The following is a 22700-nucleotide window of genomic DNA, read 5'->3' as shown; positions in this document are numbered from 1 at the left end:
TCCCCCTGCGCCCTCGGCCGCCGGTGCCGTAGTACGGTTCGTCGGTGCCGGTTGCCCACGAACCCGACCTGACCTCGCGGCGGCTGCTCCCGACGATGGACACCGCCCGGATCGTGTCGCTCGCGCTGTGGCCGATCACCGTGCTGCTGGTCATCCACCGCTCTCTGATCCTCGGCGTCAACGGCGACCGGACCGACGACTTCACCCCGGTGTACAACGCGGGCCTGGCGTTCCTCCGGGGCCAGGCGGTCTACGGCGAGAACTACAACACCGTCGACCCGCACTACCTCTACCCGCCGTCGGGGACGCTGCTGATGGCGCCGCTGGCCTACATCGACCCCGAGCGCGCCCGCTGGCTGTTCATCGTCGTGTCGGTGATCGCGCTGATCGCCGCGGCGTACTTCCTCGTGAAGCTGTTCGGGTTCTCCTCATCGTCGGTGGCCTTCCCCGCGGTGCTGTTCTTCTTCTTCTGCACCGAGACCGTCTCGCACACCCTGATCTTCACGAACTTCAACTCGTTCGTGCTGCTCGGCGAGGTCCTGTTCATGACCCTCGCGCTCAAACGCAAGGACCTCTGGGCCGGTGTCCCGCTCGGGATCACGTTCGCCGTCAAACCCGTGCTGGCCGTTCTCCTCCTGCTGCCGTTGCTCTCGCGGCAGTGGAAGGTGTTCGTGGGCGCCGTCGGCGTGCCACTCGTGCTGACCGCGCTGGCCTGGCCGCTCACGGCCGACCCGATGGACTTCGTGAAGCGGACCGTGCCCTACCTCGGCGAGGCCCGCGACTACTACAACAGCTCGATCGCCGGCAACGGCGCGTACTTCGGCGTGCAGCCCTGGCTGCTGTACGTGCTGCGCATCGCGTTCGTATTGATGGCCGTGTTCAGCCTGTGGTTCCTCTACAGGCAGTACCGCCGCACCGACGAGCTACTGTGGATGGCGACCTCGTCCGGTGTCCTGTTGGCGACGTCGTTCCTCGTGCTGTCGCTCGGCCAGGGTTACTACTCGATGCTGCTGTTCCCACTGCTCATGACCGTCGTCCGGCCAGGATCGGTGATGCGCAACTGGCCGGCGTGGCTCGGTGTCGCCGGGTGCATGACGTTCGACTCGTTCCTGTCGACTCGGTGGGCCGCGTTCGGGCGTGCGATCGAGTACAACAAGGTCACCTGGGGTTGGTCGCTGCTGATGATCGCGGTGTTCTGTGTGCTGTTGTTCCGCTGGCTCGACCTGCGGGAGCAGCGCGCTACCGTGGAGGCATGACCACCGATTCCAACACCGCCGGTTCGACCCCCGTCTCCGATGCCGCGGGCCTGACCGACGAGCAGTGGCGCGCGAAGCTCACCCCCGAGGAGTACCGCGTGCTGCGCCAGGCCGGCACCGAGGCCCCGTTCGTGGGCGAGTACACCGACACGAAGACCACCGGTGTCTACCGCTGTCGGGCCTGCGACGCCGAGCTCTTCCGCAGCGACCAGAAGTTCGAATCCCACTGCGGCTGGCCGTCGTTCTTCAGCCCGCTGGCCGGTGAGGCGATCATCGAGAAGGTCGACCGCTCGATGGGCATGAAGCGGACCGAGGTGCTCTGCGCCAACTGCCACAGCCACCTCGGCCACGTGTTCGAGGGCGAGGGGTACGACACCCCCACCGACCTCCGGTACTGCATCAACAGCATCTCGATGCGGCTCGAAGAGGCCTGACACCTCGGGCCGCCGGGCAGGGCCCGTCGGTCAGGGCAGCGAGCTCACCAACTGCTCGACCGGCACCCTCGGCCCGGTGAAGAACGGGGTCTCCTCGCGCACGTGCATGCGGGCCTCGGTCGCACGCAGGTCGCGCATGAGATCGACGATCCGGTGCAGCTCAGGCGCCTCGAACGCCAGCAGCCACTCGTAGTCGCCGAGCGCGAACGACGACACGGTGTTCGCACGCACGTCCTTGTAGGCCCGCGCGGCCATCCCGTGATCGGCGAGCATCTTGCGTCGCTCGTCGTCGGGCAGCAGGTACCACTCGTAGGACCGCACGAACGGGTACACACAGATGTACGCGCCGGCCTCCTCACCGGTGATGAAGGCGGGCAGGTGGCTCTTGTTGAACTCCGCCGGACGATGCAGTGCGACATTGCTCCACACCGCGTTGCTGACCCGGCCGAGCGCGGTGGTGCGCCGGAAATCGGCGTAGGCCCGCTGCAGGTCCTCGATGTTCTCCGCGTGCCACCAGATCATGAAGTCGGCGTCGGCGCGCATCCCGGCGATGTCGTAGAGGCCGCGCACCACCACCCCGGTCGTCTCGAGCTTCTCCACGAACGTACGGGTCTCGGCGATCACGTCGGCCCGGTCGTCGGGCAGCTCCCCCGGGCGCACGGCGAAGACCGAGAACATCAGGTAGCGGACCGTGGAGTTGAGTTCGGCGTAATCGAGTCGCGTCATGACCCCATCGTGCCACCGCCGTGTGGGCCCCGGTCGGCGAGATGGGTCACCACCTGCGCGGCCGCGACACCCGCGCGCGCGATGCACGCCGGCACGCCCACACCGTCGTAGGTGGAGCCGCAGAACACCAGGCCCGGCGGTACGTCGGTGAGCGCGGAGGCCACCAGATCCCGGTGGCCCGGCGCGTACCGCGGCAACCCCACCGGCCACCGCTGCACCGTCGAGTCGACCAGGTCGGCGGCGGTGAGCGGTCTCGATCCACCGGCCAGGTCGACGATCGTGGCCAGATCCGCGACCGCCGCGCTCACGAGGTCGTCGTCGGTGAGGTGATCGACCGGATCGCCGTAGCGTCCGAACGAGGCGCGTACCAGCCCCGGCCCGCCGTCGGAGGCGAGGTGGGCCCACTTCTGCGACGACAAGGTGATCGCCTTCGCCGTGGTGGCCTCACCGGTGGCCATCAGCACGCCCGAATGCTCGGGCAGCGCCACGTCGGGGGTGATCGCGAGCATCACCAGCGCCGTACTGGCCGTGGCGACGGTCGCGACACCACGCGCCGCCTGCGGGGCCGCGTGCGCGACGACCGTGGCCGCCGCCGGCGCGGGCAGTGCGACCACGACGGCGTCGTGGGAGCTCTGCGGTCCGGAGTCGAGGGTCACCGTCCACCGGGCACCGTCAGCGTCCACCGACGACACGGGCGAACCGAGATGCATCGTCGCGCCACCGGCCTGCACCAGGCGATCGACGAGCAACCGGTAACCGCCGTCGAGCGCACCGAACACCGGAGCCGTCGACGGCGGCGGGAGCAGTTCGTTCACCGCCGTGGTTAGATCCGGTGCGCCGGAGTCGAGCCGGGCGGCCAACGCCGGTAGCGACGCCCGGACACCGATGTCGTCGGAGCGGCACGAATAGACCCCCGACAGCATCGGGTCCACGCTGCGGTCGACGACCGAGCGCCCGAAGCGATCGGCGACGAGCTCCCCCACCGAGCGATCGGAGCCGGTCGTCCAGTCCATCGGGCGACCGACGTCGCCGCGCATCCGTTCGACATCGACCGCATCGACGAGGTCGACGACCTGATCGACGTCGGCCGGGATCCCCATCAGGGTGGGTCGCGGCAGGTCACGCAACCGCCCGGCGGCCAGGATCGCGGGACGACGGGACGTGGGACTGACCACCCGATCGGCGAGACCGAGTTCCTCGACGAGGCCGACGGCCTCGGGGCGTCTCACGATGAACGACTCGGCGCCCGCATCGAGCAGGTGCCCGTCGAGCCGGCGCGAGGCGAGGAGACCGCCCGGGGTGTCGGATGCGTCGAACACGTCGATCACCGCCGCCGCACCCAGAGCCTGCCGCAGCCGGTAGGCGGCCACCAGCCCGGAGACACCGGCACCGACGACCGCGACGCGCACGGTCGTGCCGGTGGCCGCGGTGGCGTTGGTGGTCGTCGGGGAGGTCACAACGTGTGGACGAGCTCGACGATCCGCGTCAGCACATCCGGGTCGGTCGACGGCAGCACGCCGTGACCGAGATTGACGATGTGGCCGGCCGCACCGGCCGCGACAGCGGCGTCACCCTCGGCGACGACGCGGCGCACGTGGCCCTCCACCACCTCCCACGGCGCGAAGAGCACCGCGGGATCGATGTTGCCCTGCACTGCTTTCCCGGATCCGATACTTCGCGCGGCGACGTCGAGAGGGATCCGCCAGTCGACGCCCACGACATCGGCGCCCACCTCGCCCATGGCGTGGAGCAGCTCCCCGGTGCCCACCCCGAAGTGGATGCGCGGACGGCCGAAATCGGCGACCTCGGCCAGGACCCGACGGCTGTGGGGGGCGACGAACCGCTCGTAGTCGGCCAGCGAGAGCATCCCCGCCCACGAATCGAACAACTGCACCGCGTGCACGCCCGCCTCGAGTTGGACGCGAAGGAAGGTGATGGTGATGTCGGCCAGCGCGCCGACGAGTTCGTTCCACACCTCCGGCTCGCCGTGCATGAGGGCCTTGGTGCGCTCGTAGTTGCGGCTGGGCCCGCCCTCGACGAGGTACGACGCGAGGGTGAACGGGGCGCCCGCGAACCCGATGAGGGAGGTGTGCTCGGGCAGCTCACCCAGGATGTTTCCCACGGCATGGGCGACCGACCCCACCGATTTCGGGTCGAGGCGCGGCAGAGCGCGCACCGCGGCGCGGTCGCGGACCGGGTGGGCGATCACCGGCCCGGTGCCGGCCACGATGTCGAGATCGACACCGGCCGCGCGCAGCGGCACCACGATGTCGGAGAAGAGGATCGCGGCGTCCACATCGTGGCGACGGACAGGCTGCATGGTGATCTCGGTGACCAGATCGGCGTCGAAGCAGGACTCGAGCATCCCGCGCCCCACCCGCAGCTCGCGGTATTCCGGCAGCGAGCGGCCTGCCTGACGCATGAACCAGACCGGCCGGCGCGACGGTCGGTCGCCGGTGGCGGCGGCGATCAACGGCATCCGTCGGACGTGGTCGGGGATCGAGGGGGTCATCACCGAATTCATGCTGCCATGTGCGACCCACTCCGCAGACGGCGCGCCTCCGGCTGTGACGACGGCGCGCCTCCGGCTGTGACGACGGCGCGCCTCCGGCACGGACGAGTCCGTTCGGCCTACCGTCTCCGGTGTGACCTCACCCGGGGCTTGCGCGGAGCCTGTCGATTTCCGCAGCGCGGTCGACTCGATGCATGCGGCACGGATCCGTCCCGACATCGAGGTCGGCAGCATCCGTCCGCCCCAGCGCCTCGCGCCCTACAGCCACGCCATCGGCGCCGAGGTCACCCAACCCGAACCCGACGGTGAGATCCCGACCGACTCCGACGGCAGCGCCTTCGGACGACTGATCCTGCTCTACGACCCCGACGGCCAGGACGCCTGGAACGGGACGATGCGTCTCGTCGCGTTCGTCCAGGCCGAGGTCGAGGCAGCACTGGCCACCGATCCCCTGCTCCCCGAGGTCGCATGGAGCTGGCTGGCCGACGCCCTGGCGGTCACCGACATCACCGCCCTCGGCGGCACCGTCACCTCCACGACATCGGTCCGCTACGGCGACATCTCGGGCCCGCCCCGGGCACACCAACTCGAGCTGCGTGCGTCCTGGACCGCCACCGGGACCGACCTCTCCGCCCACGTCGAGGCCTTCTGCGAGGTGCTGTCGTCGGCGGCGGGTCTGCCGCCGACCGGTGTCACCAACCTCGGTGTCGGCGGCGCGGCCACCTGAGTGGTCGCCCCATGACCGATCCCACAGCGTCTGATCCCACAGCGCCCGATCCCGGTTCCGTGCCGGCCTCGGACGCCCCCGAGGCGGCCGCGGAACCGGAGATCACCCCGCTGACCCAGCCCGCCGAGGGCGTGCCGCCCGTACTGCGCACCCCGGCCGAGTTCGACGAGGCGGCGGCACGTCTCGCCGCGGGCGAGGGACCGGTCGCCCTCGACACCGAGCGCGCGTCGGGCTTCCGCTACTCCGGTCGGGCGTATCTCGTGCAGATCCGCCGACGCGGTTCGGGCTCCTTCCTCATCGACCCCATCGACCACCCCGACGCGTTGGGCGGCGTGATCGCCGCCCTGGACGGACCGCAGTGGGTCCTGCACGCCGCCGATCAGGACCTGCCCTGCCTGCGCGAACTGGGCTTCGTGTGCGCCGACCTGTTCGACACCGAACTCGGCGGACGACTCCTGGGTCTGCCCCGGGTCAACCTCGCGGCCATGGTGGCCCACCATCTCGGCCTCGGACTGGTGAAAGGGCACGGTGCCGCCGACTGGTCGCGCCGACCGCTGCCCGAGGACTGGCTGAACTACGCCGCCCTCGACGTCGAGGTGCTGGTGGAGCTACGCGACGCCGTCGCCGCCGACCTCGTCGCGGCCGGCAAGGACGAGTGGGCGGCCGAGGAGTTCGAACACGTCCGCACGAAACCCGAACCGCCGCCGAGGGTCGACCGGTGGCGCCGGACGTCGTCGCTGCACACGGTGAAATCGACCCGGGCACTGGCGATCGTCCGCGAACTGTGGTCCTCCCGTGAGGAACTCGCGATCGAACGGGACATCGCGCCGGGCCGGGTACTGCCCGATTCGGCGATCGTCGCCGCCGCGCAGGCCTCCCCCGCGACCGCCGAGGATCTCACCCGACTCCCCGTGTTCGGCGGCCACCGTCAGCGCCGCCTCGCGCGCCGCTGGTTCGGTGCCATCGACCGGGCCCGCCGACTCGCCGACGCCGATCTCCCCCCGCGCAACGCCGGCGGTGTCGGGCTGCCCGCGGTCAACCGGTGGGCCAACCGCAATCCCGAGGCCGCACAACGCCTGTCGGCCACCCGTACCGCCCTGGCCGAGCTCTCCGAGCGTGTGGGCACCCCGGCGGAGAACCTGCTGCAGCCCGACCTGATGCGTCAGATCTGTTGGGACGGCGTCGGTGAACCGGTGACTCTCGACGCGATCACCGAACGCCTCACCCGCGGTGGCGCACGGCGATGGCAGCGTGAGTTGTGCACGCCGCTGATGTTCACGGCGTTCACGGCGCCACCGGAACCGGAAGCACCCGCGGACGCCGAGCCGGTGAGCTGAGACCTTCGTCTCGCGGCTAGTTCTCGGCGGTGACGTCGGAGTCGACGGAGACGTTCTTCTCGGCGGTGACGTCATCGCCCATCGGCGTCATCGACTGCATCGTCGACACCGTGGCGGTGATGGTGCGCGCGAGATCCTGCGCGGTGAGCCCCAGGTCGCCGAGGATCTCGTTGCGGCTGCTGTGAGCCAGGAACTCCTGCGTGATACCGCGCTGCTGCACCGGCACGTCCACACCGGCTCGGCGCAGTCGGTCGCTGATAGCCGATCCGACGCCGCCGTGCACCCCGTTGTCCTCGAGGGTCACCACGAGACGGTGGTGTCGCGCGAGGTCGACGATCGAGTCGTTGACCGGCAGCACCCACCGGGGGTCGACCACGGTGACGTCGATGCCCTGCTGTGCGAGACGGCCCGCGGTGTCGACGGCCAACGCGCAGAACGCGCCGACCCCGACGACGAGGACGTCGGCCGGACCCGTGCTCGACGAGCGGTAGAGGACGTCGGTGCCGTCGGCGAGTCGCTCGATCGACCGGATGTCCTCGGGCACAGCACCCTTGGAGTAACGCAGCGCCGTCGGGCCGTCGGCGGTGTCGAGTGCCTCGCCGAGCTCCTCGCGGAGACGGACGGCGTCGCGAGGCGCCGCGACGCGCAGGCCGGGCACCAGCGCCATGAGCGACAGATCCCACATGCCGTGGTGGCTCGGGCCGTCGGGCCCGGTCACACCGGAGCGGTCGAGGACGAGGGTGACGGGCTGTTTCAGCAGCGCGACGTCCATCAGCAACTGATCGAACGCGCGGTTGAGGAACGTGGAGTAGATCGCGACCACAGGGTGCATGCCACCGAGCGCGAGCCCCGCCGCCGAGGTCAGTGCGTGCTGCTCGGCGATGCCGACGTCGAAGAGCCGGTCGGGGAACTTCGCCCCGAACGGGGCGAGGCCGGTGGGCCCGGCCATGGCCGCGGTGATGGCCACGACATCATCGCGCCGGGAACCGGCTTCGACCAGCGCCGCGGAGAACACCGAGGTCCAGTCCTGCGGGGGCACGCTCGTCGCACGACCGGTGAGCGGGTCGATGATGCCGATGCCGTGCATCTGGTCGGCCTCGTCGTTCTCGGCGTAGGCGTAGCCCATCCCCTTGCGGGTGACGGTGTGCACGATCACCGGGCCGCCGAACGACTTCGCGCGCGCCAGGGCACTCTCGAGCGCCGATTGGTCGTGCCCGTCGACCGGGCCGACGTACTTGATGCCGAGATCGGTGAACATCGCCTGCGGCGCGAGGAAATCCTTGATGCCGCTCTTCATGCCGTGCAGCGCGGCGTAGGCCACCGACCCGACGACCGGCACGCCGGTCAGCATGCGGCGACCCTCGTCGAGGAATTTCTCGTATTCGGGCTGCAACCGCAGGCCCGCGAGGTGGTCGGCGAGACCGCCGATGGTCGGGGCGTACGAGCGACCGTTGTCGTTGACGATCACGACCAGGGGGCGGTCGCCGGCGGCGATGTTGTTCAACGCCTCCCAGCACATGCCGCCGGTCAGCGCGCCGTCACCGACGACCGCGACCACGTGGCGGCGGCGACCGGTCAGCTCGAACGCCTTGGACAAGCCGTCGGCGTAGGACAGCGCGGCCGACGCGTGCGACGACTCGACCCAGTCGTGCTCGCTCTCGGCCCGCTCCTGGTAGCCGGTGAGACCACCGCGTTGACGCAGGGTGTCGAAGGCGTCGCGGCGGCCGGTGACGATCTTGTGGACGTAGGACTGATGTCCGGTGTCGAAGATGACGGCGTCCGACGGCGATTCGAAGACACGGTGGATCGCGAGGGTGAGTTCGACGACGCCGAGGTTGGGGCCGAGGTGCCCGCCGGTGGCCGACACCTTGTCGATCAGGAAGGTACGGATCTCCGCGGCGAGCTCCTCGAGCTCCGCTGCGGTGAGGCCCGCGAGATCTCGCGGCGAATAGATCCTCTCGAGCACACCCATCGACGCTCCTTCCAGCATGGTGACGTCGAGTCTACGGAAGGGGCTCGTCCGATCGGCCACTGCCGAGTGTGGGGTCGGGCACCAGGGCCGCGATGGCCTCGACGTGGTGGGTCAACGGGAAGGCGTCGAGCCCGACGAGTTCGACGGGTCGGTAGCCGAGTTCGCGGTAGGTTCCGAGATCACGGGCGAAGGTGGCGGCGTCGCAGCCGACGTGGACGACCAACGCCGGGGCCGCGGCGCAGATGCCCTCCACGACCGATCGGCCGGCGCCGCTGCGCGGTGGGTCGGCGACGACGACGTCGGGGGCGGGGAGGTTGGCCAGGGCGGCGTCGACGGGTCCGCGGTACACCGCCACCCGGTCGTCGTCGGCGTAGGTGGCGCGCGCCGCGGCCGTCGCCGCGGCGTCGGCCTCGACCACCACCACCGAGGTCAGCGTGTCGATGGCGTCGCACAGTGCGCCGGCGAACACCCCGACACCGCCGTAGAGATCCCACGCCGACGTCGCTGTCGGGGCGTGGCGCGCGGCCATCTCCGCCACGAGCTCGCCGTAGCGGGTCGGGGCGGAACGATGTGCCTGCCAGAAGCCGGTCACCGGCAGGAGCCACGTGCGGCCGCCGACGCGGTGCACGGCGGTGTCGGGTCCCGCCACCACGGTCTCCCGCGACACCGAACGGTCGGCCCGTGCCCGCTGCGCCCGTCCTCGACGGTCGTTGCGACCCCGTCCGGACCGACCCCGCGCGGGTGTCGTGGGGCTCATGACGAGTTCGGTCAGGTGCATCACACCGTCGTCCCCGGCCACGGCCACCACCTCGGCGCCCGGCGTCCAGGAGTGGGCGTCGAGTCCGTCGAGGAGCCCTGCGATCGGCTGCGCGCATCGTGCACCGGTCACCACGACATCCGACGCCGGGGCGTGCACACCGACGACACCGGCGGCGTCGACGGGCATACGGACGCGGGTACGCCAGTGCGTCGGGGCACCGAGGGGCGCGACCCCGACCGCGTCGACACCGGACGCGCGCAGCGCATCCGCCGACCACCCGCCGAGCCGTTCGAGCTGTTCGCGCAGGACCGTCGCCTTGATGTCGCGCGCATGGTCGTCGGTGACGAACGAGAGGTCGCAGCACCCGGCGCCGGCCGCGGCCGCGGCGCACACCGGATCGATCCGGTGTGCGGACGGTTCGACGACCTCGACGACGACGGCGTGACAGTAGGAGCGGTGGCGGTCCTCGGTCACCTCGACGAGGACGCGTTCACCGGGCAGGGCACCGCGCACGAACACCGCGCGACCCTCGTCGCGACCGACCATCGCACCCCCGTGTGCCGGACGCAGGTCGGTGAGTTCGCGCCGCGACCCTGTCCAGCCTCCGGACTCGGCAGGCCGCGCGCTCACGGGGTGTCGCTGCCGGAGCCGCGGGCACCGGGCGGGGTGCTGCGGGTTTCCGCGCCGAGCGGTTCGGGGGCACCCACCATGCCGCGACGCAGGTCGCCGGGTGCGTTGTAGATGCGGTCCTTGTTCTTGCGGCGGTCCGACGAACTGAGCTGCCACGGAACCGATGTCACCATCACGCCGGGCTCGAACAGGAGTCGTCCCTTGAGGCGCAGCGCCGACTGGTTGTGCAGGATCTGCTCCCACCAATGACCGACGACGTACTCGGGGATGAACACGGTGATGACGTCGCGCGGCGATTCGCGGCGGAGCCGACGAACGTAATCGATGACGGGACGGGTGATCTCACGATAGGGCGACGCGATCACCTTCAGCGGGACGGTGATGTCGCTGCTCTCCCACTCGGCCACGAGCCGCCGGGTGTCGCGGTCGTCGACGTTGACGGTGATGGCCTCGAGCGCGTCGGGGCGGGTGGCACGGGCGAAGGCCAGGGCTCGCTTGGTGGGCAGGTGCAGTTTCGACACCAGCACCACCGAGTGGGTGCGGCTGGGCAGGATCGTCTCGTACTCGCTGTTGTCGAGCTCGGTCTGGACCGACGCGTAGTGCCGGTGGATGAGCTGCATCAACCCGAAGATCGCCACCATCGCCACGATCGCGATCCAGGCGCCGGCGAGGAACTTGGTGATGAGGACGATGACGAGGACGGTGCCGGTCATCGCCAGGCCGATCGAGTTGATGATGCGTGACCGTTGCATCCGTCCGCGCGCACCGGGGTCGGTCTCGGTGCGCAGGTGGCGGGTCCAGTGCCGCACCATGCCGATCTGACTCAGGGTGAACGACACGAACACGCCCACGATGTAGAGCTGGATGAGGGCGGTCACCTGGGCGCCGAACGCGACGACGAAGGCGATCGCGGCGATGGCGAGGAACAGGATGCCGTTGCTGAAGGCGAGGCGGTCGCCGCGGGTGTGGAGCTGGCGCGGCAGGTACCGGTCCTGCGCGAGCACCGAACCCAGCACCGGGAATCCGTTGAACGCGGTGTTGGCGGCGAGCACGAGGATGAGCGCGGTCACGATCGTGACGAAGTAGAAGCCGGGCGTGAAGTTCGCGAACACGGCGTGGGCGAGCTGGGCCACCAGGGACTTCTGCTGGTATCCCGCGGGAGCGCCGGTGAGATCGGCGGCCGGGTTCTCCACGTACTTCGCGCCGATCTTCTGCGCGAGCAGGATGATCCCGAGCAGCAGCACGACCGCGATCGCGCCGAGGAGGAACAGTGTCGTCGCGGCGTTGCGCGACTTCGGCTTCTGGAACGCGGGCACGCCGTTGCTGATGGCCTCGACACCGGTCAGCGCCGCGCAGCCCGAGGAGAACGCGCGGGCGATGAGGAAGACGAAGGCGATGCCGACGAGGTGGTTGTTCTCGGCCTTCACGCCGAAGTCGGCGGTCTCGGAGCTGATGTCGTCACCGAGGACGAAGATCTGCACGAAACCCCAGATGAGCATGACGACCATGCCGGCGATGAACGCGTAGGTCGGGATGGCGAAGGCGGTGCCGCTCTCCCGGATGCCACGCAGGTTCACGCTCGTGAGCAACACGATGGCCACCACGCAGAACAACACCCGGTGCTGTTCGACGAACGGGATGGCCGAACCGATGTTCTCCGCCGCCGAGGAGATCGAGACCGCGACGGTGAGGATGTAGTCGACGAGCAGGGCACTGCCGACGGTGAGACCGGCCTTGGGCCCGAGGTTGACCGTCGCCACCTCGTAGTCGCCGCCGCCGGAGGGGTAGGCGTGCACGTTCTGCCGATAGCTCGCGACCACCACGGCCATCACCACCGCGACGGCGACGCCGATCCACGGGGTGTAGGTGTAGGCCGACAGGCCGGCGACCGAGAGCACCAGGAAGATCTCCTGGGGCGCATAGGCGACCGACGACATCGCGTCGGAGGCGAAGACCGGCAGTGCGATCCGCTTGGGCAGCAGCGTGGCGCCGAGGGTGTCGCTCCGGAACGGACGTCCGAGGACGAGCCGTTTCGCTGCTACGGACAGCTTGGACACGGTGGACACTGGGCAACCATAGGACGTGGTGGTCACCGCGGCGACGTGGGGCGGTAGCGTTTCCGATCGCAGGTCCGGTTGTACCGAGGAGGACGCTGGTGCGGGTAGTGATCATGGGGTGCGGCCGGGTCGGTTCGTCCCTGGCTCTGGCCCTGGAGGGCAAGGGGCACGAGGTGGCGGTCGTCGACCGTGACTCCTCGGCGTTCCGTCGTCTGGGCAGTGCTTTCGGCGGGACCACCGTCAAGGGTGTGGGCTTCGACCGGGACGTGTTGCGGACCGCGGGCATCGCCGACGCCGACGCGTTCGCCGCGGTGTCCTCCGGCGACAACTCGAACATCATCGCCGCGCGTGTCGCGCGCGAGACCTTCGGTGTGGAGAAGGTCGTCGCCCGGATCTACGACGCCAAACGCGCCGCGGTGTACGAACGTCTGGGCATCCCCACCGTCGCGACGGTGCCGTGGACCACCCAGCGGTTCGTCGCCGCACTCGGCGAGGGCAGCCCGTCGACGGCCTGGCGGGATCCCTCCGGCTCGGTGCTGGTGACGCTGATCCCGTTCCACGAGAGCTGGATCGGCCAGACCGCCGCGGTGTTCCAGGAGGAGACCGGGGCGCGGATCGCATTCATCAACCGATTGGGCAACGCGCTGTTGCCCGAACCTCGCACGGTGCTGCAGCAGGACGACAACGTGTTCGTCTCGGTGCTGCGCGACAACCGCGACAAGGCCTTCGAGGTCGCCGCGGGCGAACGGGACGCAGGATGACCGGGGCCGTGATCGTCGGCGGTCCCCACGACGAAGGTGGTCAACGGTGAAGGTCGCCATCGCCGGGGCGGGTGCGGTGGGTCGGTCGATCGCCCGCGAACTGCTCCACAACAAGCACGAGGTGATGTTGCTCGAGCGACGCGTCGACAACATCGACGAGGCCTCGGTCCCCGGGGCCACGTGGATCAACGGTGACGCCTGCGAGCTCGACAACCTCGAACAGGCGCAGCTGCACACCTACGACGTGATGGTGGCCGCCACCGGCGACGACAAGGCGAACCTCGTGGTGAGCCTGTTGGCCAAGACCGAGTTCGCCGTGGAGCGCGTGGTGGCCCGCGTCAACGACCCGCGCAACGAGTGGCTCTTCGACGAGGGCTGGGGGGTCGACGTGGCGGTGTCCACGCCGCGCATCCTCGCCTCGTTGGTCGAGGAGGCCGTCTCGGTCGGGGATCTGGTGCGGCTCATGACCTTCCGGCAGGGTCAGGCGAACCTGGTGGAGATCACGCTGCCGCAGGACACCTCGTTCGCGGGCAAGCCGGTGCGCAAGCTGGTGCTGCCGCGGGACGCGGCGCTGGTGGCGATCCTGCGCGGTGGGCGGGTGATCGTGCCCCAGGCCGACGACCCGGTCGAGGGCGGCGACGAACTGGTGTTCATCGCGCCGGCCGAGGTGGAAGAGGCTCTGCGCGAGGCGATCCTCAGTCTCTAGCCGCGGGCGCCCCGCCGGTCTCGTGTGCCCCGTCGGGGTCGATCGTCACATCGGGCCCGGTCGCCTCCTCGCGCTCGGCCCAGCGCACCAGCAGAACCGTCGCCAGGCCGGCGGCGATGGTGAGCGGCCATCCCATCCCGATGCGCGCGACCGCCAGCAGGCCGGTCTGGTCGGAATCGTAGAGGAACGACTGGACGAGGTAGCGGACCCCGAACAGCACCGCCCACACCGCGGTCGCGAGGTCGTAGGCGAGCAAGGTCTTCCGGTGCTTGCGCCACGCGGTCCCGTTGCCGTTCACCACGTTCCAGATGACGCCGACCAACGGCCAGCGGACCAGGATCGACAGCAGGAACGCGCCCGCGTAGACGAGCGTCGTCCAGATGCCGACGAGGAAGAACCCCTTGGCGTCGCCGGTGCGGTGGGCGATGAACACGCAGATGGCCACACCGAACAGACCCGAGACGGCGGGCTGGATAGGGTCGCGGCGGATGAGCCGGTAGGCGAAGATCGCCACCGACACCGCGACGGCGGCGATGATGCCGGGGGTGAGACCGCCGATGGCATTGGCCGTGACGAACACGACGATCGGGACGGTCGAGAAGATCAGGCCGGGTATGCCGCCCATCTGCTCGAGCAGGGTGGGCGCCGCGGCCGCGGCTGTCGTGACGGTATCCGGGGTGTCGGGTGCGTGTTCGGGGTCGGACAGGCCACGCGAGGGGTCAGTCGTCACCGAGGAGCTCGTAGTACGGGTTGTAGATCACCTTGGCGCCGTCCTTCTCGCCGAGACGTCCGCGCACGGTGATCTTGCGTCCCGGTTCGATTCCGGGGATGCGGTTGCGGCCGATCCACTTCAGCACGACGACGTCCGTGCCGTCGAAGAACTCCGCGACCACACCGGTCTTCGTCGCCTTCGAACAGGTCTGCACCGACCGCAGCTCACCGAGCATGCTGACCTCCTCGCCGCGCGAACAGTCGCACGCGCGCTGGGCACCGGTCGCCTGCGACTGCTCCGAGATCTTCTCGGCGTCAGCCTGCTCGAGATCCTCGGTGAGACGCCTGGTGAGGCGCTTGAGGTATCCGGCTCCTGCGGTCATCGCACCCTTTCACGGTAGCTGATCGGGGCCTTGATGACGGCCCCTGGATCGCCAGGGTAGACCTCGCCCGATCACCACACCACCCACGGGGCAGGATCATGGGATGGCCACCGTCACACCTTCTGAGACCAGCGGTCTCGCAGGTGCATCGGTGCTGGTGGCGCTACCGGGAACGGGTTCCGACGCCGACTACGCGAGGCGCGCCTTCACCCCCCTCGCCGACGCCCTGGGCCTGCCGCTGGCCGCCGTCGATCCCGGCCCCGACGGGGTCGAGACCGCCTACCTCCGCGCGCTCGAGGGCGCTGCCGCCGGCGACGGTTCGGTCCTCGTCGCCGGGATCTCCATCGGTGCCTGCGTCGGCGTCGGGTGGGCGCTCGAGTCCGACGCGTGCGCAGGTGTCGTCGCCGCGATGCCGCCCTGGCTGTTCGACGGGCAGTCCGCGCCGTCGCCGGCGGCGCTGAGTGCTCTGGCGACGGTCGATCTCATCGACCGTCTCGGGATCGACGGCGCCACCGCGGAGATGCGCGTGAACACCCCCGCGTGGCTGGGCGAGGAGCTGGCGCGGTCGTGGAGGTCGATCGGGGCGCCCCTGCGCTCACAGCTCGGTGAGGCGGCGGCGATGCGCACACCGACGGCCGGGATGCTGTCGGCACTCGGGGTGCCGCTGGCGGTGGTGGGAGTACGCGCCGACCCCATCCATCCTCACCACATCGCGGAGCATTGGGCGCACCTCGCGCCGCGGTCGGCGCTGCGGTCGATCACCTTCGACGCCTGGGGCGACGATCCGGGCACGATCGGACGAGCGGCGGCGTCGGCCTGGGCCGAACTGGCCTGAGCCGCCGTTCACTTCGTGCCGTGGGGGTCTACTTCTTGCCCTGTCGTCGGCGCAGGCGCTGCAGCGCCGACCCCGACGACCGACGGGACCGATCCGCCTCGGCCTCCGACGGTTCCTGTGCCGCGGCGTCGGTGACCTCGATGTCGGGGTGCACGTCGGTCCCGACGGGATCGTCCTCACCGATGACGTGCGCACGAGCGCTCTGGGCGATCGCACCCTCGGGCGCGACCTCGGTGTCGGCACCGGCACCCGTCACGGTGGACGTCGGCTCGGCCGGTGGGGTGCCGGTCTGCTCGGCGAGTTCCTCGGGGGCCGCGGCGAACTGATCCATCACACCGTCGGCCTGCATCTGTTGCTGCGCGGCGAACACCTGCTCGGCGAGCACGGGCGGCAGCGAGACGGGCAGCGGATCACGGGGCGGATGTGGATCGGAGCCGCGTCGCACCACCGACTCACTGAGCACCGCGCGCGCGACGGGCGCGAGGTCGTCGGCCGATTCCGGCGGACCGCTCGCGACGCAGCGGACCATCCAGCGGGGTCCCTCGGCGCCGATGAACCGGTGCACACCACCGGGCACGACGGCCACGACCTCGCGGCCCCAGTGTCCGTCCTCTGTGGAAGCCTCGGCGCCGTCGGTGCGCAGGGTGTCGACCAACTCCCCCACCACCTCTCGCCACAGGCCGGGTGACCGCGGGGCGGCGAACGCCGCGACGCTGATGCGACCGTGCGGGGTCACGAGGTGGACCGCCTGGGGTTGATGGTCGGCGGTCATCTCGACGGTGACCTGCCCGCCCTCCACGACCGGTACGAGCACCGATCCCAGGTCGAGATGCGAGTTGGACAGGTCGACGTCGTCGGCCAGATCTTCGATGTCGTAGGGGCCCCGCCCCGAACCGATCTCCTCCGTCATGGTCGTCATCCTTCCCGACGCGGATCGACGAGCGACGCGTGACCACCACTCGAGCCGTGGCCGCCGGTCCCACGACTGGTCTCGTCGAGCGTGTCGACCTCCACGAACTCGGGGAGTTCGACCCGCTGCACCAGCAGCTGCGCGATGCGGTCGCCCCGGTGGATGGTGATCGGCTCGGACGGGTCGAGGTTGATCAGACACACCTTGATCTCGCCGCGGTAGCCGGCGTCGACGGTGCCGGGCGCGTTGACGATGGAGAGTCCGACGCGGGTGGCGAGACCCGAGCGCGGATGGATCAGGCCCACCGTGCCGACGGGCAGCGCCACGGCGATGCCGGTCGGGACGAGCTCACGCGCACCGGGGGCCAGCACGGTGTCCACCGTGCTGCACAGATCGACCCCGGCATCGGAGTCGTGAGCGCGGAGCGGAGGGGGGACCGAGGGGTCGAGTCGTCGGAATGCAACCGTCTCGACCTGCGCATCGACTGCCACAGGCGAAGACTACGCTGGCCTGGTGGCATCGTTTTCATCGACCGACGAGCGCGGCTTGTCCCCTGTCGCCGACCGTTTCACCGAGCGTCTGCGGGTCCCGTGGTGGTGGTGGCCCGCGGCCGCGGTCGTGGTCGGCGTGTTCGGGTACGAGATCCAGCTCGCGGCCCGGCAGGCGTCGTGGAGCGCCGTCGCCTATGTCGTGGTCGCGGTGCTCGCGGTGTGGATGCTGTGGTCGATGGGCCGTGTCACCGTCCGTGTGACCGCCGACGGTGAATTGTGGGCCCACAAGGCGCATCTGCCCGTGTCGCTGATCGCCCGCGGCGCCACCATCCCGGCGACGGCGAAGAGCGCGGCGCTCGGCCGGCAGCTCGACCCGGCGGCGTTCATGATGCATCGGGCGTGGGTCAAGACGATGGTGCTCCTCGTCCTCGACGACCCCGATGACCCGACGCCCTACTGGCTGGTCAGCACCCGACATCCCGCCGAGTTGCTCGCGGCGATCGGGCTGTCCGACGCCTCGGCACGCGACCAGGACTGACGACCGACCTCACACACGACGAGCGCCGACCCGCCTCCAGGGCGGATCGGCGCTCGCTGTCTCTCGTCGCCGTGGGACGGCGACATCGTTCACTCCCCAGTCGGGAAGACCTTCTCGATCAGGCGCAGTCCACGCAGATCAACGAGTTGCCGTTCTCACGGGCCAGTCGACTGCGGTGGTACACGAGAAAGCAACTCGTGCAGGTGAACTCGTCTGCCTGCTTGGGAACGACCCGGACGGAGAGCTCTTCTCCGGACAGATCCGCACCGGGCAGTTCGAAGGACTCGGCCGTGTCGCCCTCGTCGACGTCGACCGACGCTGCCTGCGCCTCGCTCCGTCGCGCTTTGAGCTCCTCGAGCGAGTCCTCGCTGAGGTCTTCGGTTTCGGTTCGACGTGGGGCGTCGTAATCAGTAGCCATGTTTCCGCCTTCACTCAATACCTTTGGCCGGCGCGACTGCGTTCCGCTTGTTTCGCGAGATCGTCGGGCGCCGTGTGTGGACGACCCGTTTGCTTCGAGTCGTCCCGTCCCTCACGGGTGTGCCATGTAGTAACGACACATCCGTCGGTTTTGTTGCCCTCGCCGGAGTGCTGTGCAGTGAGCTTGACCACAGGGGCCGAGTTTCTGAACCACAAGCCCAGTTACGCTAAGGCGGGCGAAGCGTAGCTCACCCACCGGATGGGGTCAACTGCGTATGTCGCACCGGCGCGGCACCGCGCTCGCCGCCTATGGTGAGGGTCGCCGCCGGGACCATCACCGAACCCCGGCCACCTGCGAAGGGAAGTCAGTCGAGCGTGGTTTCGCAGATCACCATCGGATACCCCACCGACGACCACGGTCGTCCTTTCCGACGCCGCCGCTTCATCCCGTTCGTCGTCGCCGTCGTCGTGCTGTTGGTGCTGGCCCTCGTCGTGTGGATCAGCGCTCTGTCCGACGGCGGCTCGGCGTCGGCGACGACGAGCTGCAATCCGCCGCCGGTCCCGTCCTCGGCCGCCCCCTCCGGCGCATCGTCGGCCGCGCCGACGACGACCGTCGCCAACAGCGATCTGCTCGACGTGGCGCCGGGAGCGCTGTCGACCTTCCAGGTGCGTGTCCTCAACGCCTCGGCCGAGCGCGGTCAGGCACGCAGCGTGCTCGACGACCTGACCTCGCAGGGGTTCACCCCGGCGACCGACACCCCGTACGCCGACGACACCGTCTACCCCGATCAGAACCTCGACTGCGTCGGACAGATCCGCTTCGGCCAGGCCAGCCGTGCCGCCGCCGCGGCGCTCTGGGTGGCCGAGCCCTGCGCCCAACTCGTCGACGACGGCCGGTCGGGTTCGGTGGTCGACCTCGTGCTGGGAACCCAGTTCACCGGCCGTGAACAGTCGCAGGACGCACAGGCCGTGCTCGAGGCACTGCGTCAGGCCGATCCGTCGAACCCGCGAACCGGCGCCGATCCGGCGTTGGTCTCCGCCGTGCACAACGCATCCTGCTGAGACCCTCCCCGCACCCGATCAGCTGATCGGACCCGACGCACCGATCTCGTCGAGCAGCGCCAGGAACTCCGTGGCGATACCCGGTGCGACGGCGATGGTGACCGGCCCCTCGCCGCCCCGCGACTGCGGACCGGGCGTGCGGACCACCGCGCCGGCCTCCTCGGCGATGAGGGCGCCTGCGGCCCAGTCCCACGGGTTGAGTCCGTGCTCGAAGTGCGCGTCGACCGCACCGGAGGCCACCATGCACAGATCCAGCGCTGCCGACCCGACCCGACGGATGTCACGGATGCGCGGGAGCAACTCGGCGATCACCCGGCCCTGTGCGCGGCGCCGGTCCGCGCCGTAGCCGAAGCCGGTGGCGACGAGCGCCAGCGACACCGACGACACCGCGTTCGCCCGCAGGGGGTGCGGTCCGGTGCCGTCGTCACGGACCGCTCCACCACCCCGGGTGGCCGAGTAGACGATCGACCGTGCGACGTCGACGACGGCGCCGGCGACCGACACCCCGTCGATCTGCGCGGCGATCGACACCGAGTACGCCGGGATCCCGTAGAGGAAGTTGACCGTCCCGTCGATCGGGTCGACCACCCAGCGCACCCCCGAGGGCACCTCCAGCGACCCGCCGTCCTCCTCGCCGAGGAACGCGTCATCGGGGCGCAGGCGGTGCAGATGGGCACGGATGGCCGCCTCGGCCTCGGTGTCGACGACGGTGACCGGATCGGTGGGTGTGCTCTTCGTCGACACCGCCGAGGAGTGCATCGGCGCCGCCGCGTGCTCGATGAGGTCACCGCGGCGGGTCCGGATCAGTGCGGCAGCGTCGCGGGCGACGTCGACGGCGATGGCGGTCAGTTCAGCGGCAGAGGTCACGCCACCATGTCAGCACACCCGTGCGGGCGGTGCCGCGGTCGCACCCGCCAGGACGTCGACACGGGTGAGACGCGGATGGCGTGTGGATCGGTGAGCCCGCAGCGCGAGGTCGCGGTCATGACTAGCCTTGAGCGCGAGTCGGAGTCGGCCACCATCGGTGACCACCGACGGTCACATCCACGAGCCACGCCGGGCGCGAGAGCCGTTCGGACGCCGTCTGCCGAGAGGACCTCGCCATGAGCGACGCGACACCCGCCACCGACCCCGCGACGCCTCTGGGCGCCGACGGCCCGCGCGACGGGTCGGGAGGTCTGGCCTTCGGCGTCGACGTCGGCGGGTCGGGCATCAAGGGCGGCATCGTCGACCTGTCGACCGGAGAGCTCGTCGGCGAACGATTCAAGGTGCTGACCCCGCAGCCGTCGACCCCCGCCGCGGTCGCCGACGGGATCCATCAGGTGACCGACCACTTCGCCTGGACCGGGCCGGTGGGTGTCACGCTCCCCAGCGTCGTCTCCGGGGGTGTGGTGCGCAGCGCCGCCAACATCGACAAGTCGTGGATCGGGACCGACCCGTACCCGTTGCTCGCCGGTGCACTCGGCGACCGCGACTTCTCCGTCCTCAACGACGCCGACGCGGCGGGGATGGCCGAGGACGCGTTCGGAGCAGGCAAGGACGCCGCGGGCATGGTCATGCTGTTGACGTTCGGCACCGGCATCGGTTCGGCGATCCTGTTCCACGGGAAGCTGGTGCCCAACACCGAACTCGGCCACATGGAGGTCGGCGGGGTCGAGGCCGAGCACCAGGCGTCGTCGAAGGTCAAAGAGGACAAGGACATGTCCTACGAGAAGTGGGCCGGCCACGTGTCGAAGGTGCTCACCGCCTACGAGAACCTCTTCTGGCCCGACCTGTTCATCGCCGGCGGCGGTATCAGCCGCAAGGCCCACAAGTGGGTACCGCACCTCACCAACCGCACACCGGTCGTCCCGGCGACACTGCTCAACACCGCCGGGATCGTCGGCGCGGCGATGGCCGTCAGCGCCCATCTGCGGCCCTGAACGGCGGTTATGGCGACGCCAAGCGTGGTGTGGCGAACGGCGGGGCCGTCGAATCGTTACAATGGGTCGGTCGGCCATCGAGCCGGCCCATCACGCCCCCGCTCCGCCGAGGTGATCTCTCGGTGTGACGCCACATGATTCCAGTCCCGAAAGGTCGTACGTGGCAGCCACCAAAACTCGCCAGGAAACGGACAGCGACGAGTCCTCGGACGTGACCGCACCGCGAGCAGCAGCGAAGAAGACCACTGCCCGGAAGACGGCCGCCAAGAAGGCACCCGCGAAGAAGGCACCCGCCAAGAAGGCGGCCCGCAAGGCCACCGCCAAGGCCCCGGCCGCCGCCGATCCCGCCACCGATGGCGACGAGAACCCCGAGTCCATCGACGATCTCGACGCCCCCGAGGGTGAGATCGACGAGGAGATAGTCGTCGACGACATCGAGGTCGAGGAACCGTCCACCGACTCCGACGGCGCCACCGCCAAGGTGAAGCCGGCCGCCAAGGCCGACGCCGAGGAGATCGAGGAGCCCACCGAGGAGGACAAGAAGTCCGGCGACTTCGTGTGGGACGAGGACGAGTCCGAGGCGCTGCGTCAGGCCCGTAAGGACGCCGAGCTCACCGCCTCGGCCGACTCGGTCCGCGCCTACCTCAAGCAGATCGGCAAGGTCGCGCTGCTCAACGCCGAGGAGGAGGTCGAGCTCGCCAAGCGCATCGAGGCCGGACTCTTCGCCACCGAGCGCATGCGCCGTATCGCCGACGCCGGCGAGAAGCTCACCGTCGCCCAGCGCCGGGACCTGTCCTGGATCTCCCGCGACGGCAACCGCGCCAAGAATCACCTGCTCGAGGCCAACCTCCGTCTCGTCGTCTCGCTCGCCAAGCGCTACACCGGCCGCGGTATGGCGTTCCTGGACCTGATCCAGGAGGGCAACCTCGGTCTGATCCGCGCGGTCGAGAAGTTCGACTACACCAAGGGCTACAAGTTCTCGACGTACGCCACCTGGTGGATCCGTCAGGCGATCACCCGCGCGATGGCCGATCAGGCCCGCACCATCCGTATCCCGGTGCACATGGTCGAGGTCATCAACAAGCTCGGTCGCATCCAGCGCGAACTCCTGCAGGACCTGGGCCGCGAGCCCACCCCCGAGGAGCTCGCCAAGGAGATGGACATCACGCCGGAGAAGGTGCTGGAGATCCAGCAGTACGCGCGTGAGCCCATCTCGCTCGATCAGACCATCGGCGACGAGGGCGACAGCCAACTCGGTGACTTCATCGAGGACTCCGAGGCCGTCGTGGCCGTCGACGCCGTGTCGTTCACGCTGCTGCAGGATCAGCTGCAGTCGGTGCTCGAGACGCTCTCCGAGCGTGAGGCGGGCGTGGTCCGTCTGCGTTTCGGTCTCACCGACGGTCAGCCGCGCACGCTCGACGAGATCGGTCAGGTCTATGGCGTGACGCGTGAGCGGATCCGTCAGATCGAGTCGAAGACGATGTCGAAGCTGCGTCACCCATCGCGTTCGCAGGTCCTGCGCGACTACCTCGACTAGGCACACCCGTTCCACC

The 22700-nt window shown here is 69.8% G+C and carries 23 protein-coding genes; 11 read left to right on the top strand and 12 right to left on the bottom strand.

Annotation, left to right across the window (positions count from 1 at the left end):
- Positions 1-95: 95 nt before the first annotated feature.
- Both TU34_RS09250 and msrB read left to right on the top strand, forming a co-directional pair.
- Positions 96-1256, top strand: coding sequence for a glycosyltransferase family 87 protein (locus TU34_RS09250; protein WP_045822643.1), 1161 nt, complete (start codon positions 96-98; stop codon positions 1254-1256).
- The gene (gene msrB / locus TU34_RS09245) at positions 1253-1690 is read left to right on the top strand and encodes a peptide-methionine (R)-S-oxide reductase MsrB (protein WP_045822566.1); all 438 of its coding nucleotides are present in this window, start codon (positions 1253-1255) and stop codon (positions 1688-1690) included. Before TU34_RS09250 ends, msrB begins: the two co-directional genes overlap by 4 nt.
- 30 nt (positions 1691-1720) lie before the next feature.
- Here the strand turns inward: msrB and hemQ are convergent, their stop codons facing one another.
- From hemQ to hemE, 3 genes are read right to left on the bottom strand one after another with little or no spacing between them, the layout of a single operon-like run.
- A complete protein-coding gene (gene hemQ / locus TU34_RS09240) occupies positions 1721-2416 on the bottom strand; it encodes a hydrogen peroxide-dependent heme synthase (RefSeq protein ID WP_045822565.1) in 696 nt (231 codons plus the stop codon).
- Complete coding sequence (locus TU34_RS09235; protein WP_203225428.1) at positions 2413-3873, bottom strand: FAD-dependent oxidoreductase; 1461 nt, start codon at positions 3871-3873, stop codon at positions 2413-2415. Before TU34_RS09235 ends, hemQ begins: the two co-directional genes overlap by 4 nt.
- Positions 3870-4928, bottom strand: a complete 1059-nt coding sequence (gene hemE, locus TU34_RS09230; protein WP_420835171.1) for a uroporphyrinogen decarboxylase — start codon at positions 4926-4928, stop codon at positions 3870-3872. Before hemE ends, TU34_RS09235 begins: the two co-directional genes overlap by 4 nt.
- 133 nt (positions 4929-5061) lie before the next feature.
- Here hemE and TU34_RS09225 point away from each other — a divergent pair, with 133 nt between their 5' ends.
- Positions 5062-5655 carry a DUF3000 domain-containing protein gene (locus tag TU34_RS09225; protein WP_065973552.1) on the top strand — a complete coding sequence of 198 codons (594 nt, stop codon included), beginning with the start codon at positions 5062-5064 and terminating at the stop codon, positions 5653-5655.
- An 11-nt stretch (positions 5656-5666) separates the two neighbouring features.
- Positions 5667-6992: an HRDC domain-containing protein gene (locus TU34_RS09220; RefSeq protein WP_045822563.1), complete on the top strand. Its 1326-nt coding sequence runs from the start codon at positions 5667-5669 to the stop codon at positions 6990-6992.
- A 16-nt stretch (positions 6993-7008) separates the two neighbouring features.
- Here TU34_RS09220 and dxs read toward each other — a convergent pair whose 3' ends face one another.
- From dxs to TU34_RS09205, 3 genes are read right to left on the bottom strand one after another with little or no spacing between them, the layout of a single operon-like run.
- A complete protein-coding gene (dxs, locus tag TU34_RS09215) occupies positions 7009-8964 on the bottom strand; it encodes a 1-deoxy-D-xylulose-5-phosphate synthase (protein WP_045822640.1) in 1956 nt (651 codons plus the stop codon).
- Positions 8965-8995: 31 nt separating this feature from the next.
- Positions 8996-10354, bottom strand: coding sequence for a class I SAM-dependent RNA methyltransferase (locus TU34_RS09210; RefSeq protein WP_045822562.1), 1359 nt, complete (start codon positions 10352-10354; stop codon positions 8996-8998).
- Positions 10351-12420: an APC family permease gene (locus TU34_RS09205; RefSeq protein WP_045822561.1), complete on the bottom strand. Its 2070-nt coding sequence runs from the start codon at positions 12418-12420 to the stop codon at positions 10351-10353. The genes TU34_RS09210 and TU34_RS09205 overlap by 4 nt, the downstream gene beginning before the upstream one ends.
- 89 nt (positions 12421-12509) lie before the next feature.
- Here TU34_RS09205 and TU34_RS09200 point away from each other — a divergent pair, with 89 nt between their 5' ends.
- Both TU34_RS09200 and TU34_RS09195 read left to right on the top strand, forming a co-directional pair.
- Positions 12510-13172 carry a potassium channel family protein gene (locus tag TU34_RS09200; RefSeq protein ID WP_045822560.1) on the top strand — a complete coding sequence of 221 codons (663 nt, stop codon included), beginning with the start codon at positions 12510-12512 and terminating at the stop codon, positions 13170-13172.
- 46 nt (positions 13173-13218) lie between these two features.
- The gene (locus TU34_RS09195; RefSeq protein ID WP_045822559.1) at positions 13219-13878 is read left to right on the top strand and encodes a potassium channel family protein; all 660 of its coding nucleotides are present in this window, start codon (positions 13219-13221) and stop codon (positions 13876-13878) included.
- Here the strand turns inward: TU34_RS09195 and TU34_RS09190 are convergent.
- Both TU34_RS09190 and TU34_RS09185 read right to left on the bottom strand, forming a co-directional pair.
- Positions 13868-14608 carry a DUF3159 domain-containing protein gene (locus TU34_RS09190; protein WP_420835170.1) on the bottom strand — a complete coding sequence of 247 codons (741 nt, stop codon included), beginning with the start codon at positions 14606-14608 and terminating at the stop codon, positions 13868-13870. The two genes, TU34_RS09195 and TU34_RS09190, sit on opposite strands and share 11 nt — an antisense overlap.
- Positions 14598-14972, bottom strand: a complete 375-nt coding sequence (locus TU34_RS09185; protein ID WP_045822558.1) for an OB-fold nucleic acid binding domain-containing protein — start codon at positions 14970-14972, stop codon at positions 14598-14600. Before TU34_RS09185 ends, TU34_RS09190 begins: the two co-directional genes overlap by 11 nt.
- 103 nt (positions 14973-15075) lie before the next feature.
- On the opposite strand from TU34_RS09185, the gene TU34_RS09180 reads away from it, so the two are divergent.
- Positions 15076-15807 carry a hypothetical protein gene (locus TU34_RS09180; RefSeq protein ID WP_045822557.1) on the top strand — a complete coding sequence of 244 codons (732 nt, stop codon included), beginning with the start codon at positions 15076-15078 and terminating at the stop codon, positions 15805-15807.
- Positions 15808-15835: 28 nt separating this feature from the next.
- On the opposite strand, the gene TU34_RS09175 is transcribed toward TU34_RS09180, so the two are convergent.
- Positions 15836-16717: a DUF3710 domain-containing protein gene (locus tag TU34_RS09175; protein ID WP_045822638.1), complete on the bottom strand. Its 882-nt coding sequence runs from the start codon at positions 16715-16717 to the stop codon at positions 15836-15838.
- Between the two features lie 5 nt (positions 16718-16722).
- A complete protein-coding gene (gene dut, locus TU34_RS09170; protein ID WP_045822556.1) occupies positions 16723-17208 on the bottom strand; it encodes a dUTP diphosphatase in 486 nt (161 codons plus the stop codon).
- A 22-nt stretch (positions 17209-17230) separates the two neighbouring features.
- Here dut and TU34_RS09165 point away from each other — a divergent pair, with 22 nt between their 5' ends.
- A complete protein-coding gene (locus TU34_RS09165) occupies positions 17231-17746 on the top strand; it encodes a DUF3093 domain-containing protein (protein ID WP_045822555.1) in 516 nt (171 codons plus the stop codon).
- Positions 17747-17864: 118 nt separating this feature from the next.
- Here the strand turns inward: TU34_RS09165 and TU34_RS09160 are convergent, their stop codons facing one another.
- Complete coding sequence (locus tag TU34_RS09160; RefSeq protein ID WP_045822554.1) at positions 17865-18164, bottom strand: DUF4193 domain-containing protein; 300 nt, start codon at positions 18162-18164, stop codon at positions 17865-17867.
- Between the two features lie 374 nt (positions 18165-18538).
- Between TU34_RS09160 and cei the strand changes: the two genes are divergently transcribed.
- Complete coding sequence (gene cei / locus TU34_RS09155; protein WP_045822553.1) at positions 18539-19225, top strand: envelope integrity protein Cei; 687 nt, start codon at positions 18539-18541, stop codon at positions 19223-19225.
- 18 nt (positions 19226-19243) lie between these two features.
- On the opposite strand, the gene TU34_RS09150 is transcribed toward cei, so the two are convergent.
- Positions 19244-20092 carry an inositol monophosphatase family protein gene (locus TU34_RS09150; RefSeq protein WP_045822552.1) on the bottom strand — a complete coding sequence of 283 codons (849 nt, stop codon included), beginning with the start codon at positions 20090-20092 and terminating at the stop codon, positions 19244-19246.
- A gap of 236 nt (positions 20093-20328) precedes the next feature.
- On the opposite strand from TU34_RS09150, the gene ppgK reads away from it, so the two are divergent.
- Together ppgK and TU34_RS09140 are read left to right on the top strand one after the other, a co-directional pair.
- Entirely contained in the window at positions 20329-21147 is an 819-nt protein-coding gene (gene ppgK / locus TU34_RS09145; RefSeq protein WP_045822551.1) for a polyphosphate--glucose phosphotransferase, read from the top strand.
- A 160-nt stretch (positions 21148-21307) separates the two neighbouring features.
- A complete protein-coding gene (locus TU34_RS09140) occupies positions 21308-22684 on the top strand; it encodes an RNA polymerase sigma factor (RefSeq protein ID WP_045822550.1) in 1377 nt (458 codons plus the stop codon).
- Positions 22685-22700: the final 16 nt, after the last annotated feature.

This window comes from Williamsia herbipolensis (assembly GCF_000964005.1).
Classification (GTDB): domain Bacteria; phylum Actinomycetota; class Actinomycetes; order Mycobacteriales; family Mycobacteriaceae; genus Williamsia_A; species Williamsia_A herbipolensis.
The sequence above is the reverse complement of the archived record's forward strand: the minus strand, read 5'-3'. Positions and strand labels throughout refer to the sequence as shown.

Coding starts and splice junctions, on each gene's coding strand:
- TU34_RS09250 (WP_045822643.1), top strand. CDS start 96: ATGGACACCGCCCGGATCGTGTCGCTCGCGCTGTGGCCGATCACCGTG.
- msrB (WP_045822566.1), top strand. CDS start 1,253: ATGACCACCGATTCCAACACCGCCGGTTCGACCCCCGTCTCCGATGCC.
- hemQ (WP_045822565.1), bottom strand. CDS start 2,416: ATGACGCGACTCGATTACGCCGAACTCAACTCCACGGTCCGCTACCTG.
- hemE (WP_420835171.1), bottom strand. CDS start 4,928: ATGACCCCCTCGATCCCCGACCACGTCCGACGGATGCCGTTGATCGCC.
- TU34_RS09220 (WP_045822563.1), top strand. CDS start 5,667: ATGACCGATCCCACAGCGTCTGATCCCACAGCGCCCGATCCCGGTTCC.
- dxs (WP_045822640.1), bottom strand. CDS start 8,964: ATGGGTGTGCTCGAGAGGATCTATTCGCCGCGAGATCTCGCGGGCCTC.
- TU34_RS09185 (WP_045822558.1), bottom strand. CDS start 14,972: ATGACCGCAGGAGCCGGATACCTCAAGCGCCTCACCAGGCGTCTCACC.
- TU34_RS09180 (WP_045822557.1), top strand. CDS start 15,076: ATGGCCACCGTCACACCTTCTGAGACCAGCGGTCTCGCAGGTGCATCG.
- TU34_RS09175 (WP_045822638.1), bottom strand. CDS start 16,717: ATGACGGAGGAGATCGGTTCGGGGCGGGGCCCCTACGACATCGAAGAT.
- TU34_RS09160 (WP_045822554.1), bottom strand. CDS start 18,164: ATGGCTACTGATTACGACGCCCCACGTCGAACCGAAACCGAAGACCTC.
- ppgK (WP_045822551.1), top strand. CDS start 20,329: ATGAGCGACGCGACACCCGCCACCGACCCCGCGACGCCTCTGGGCGCC.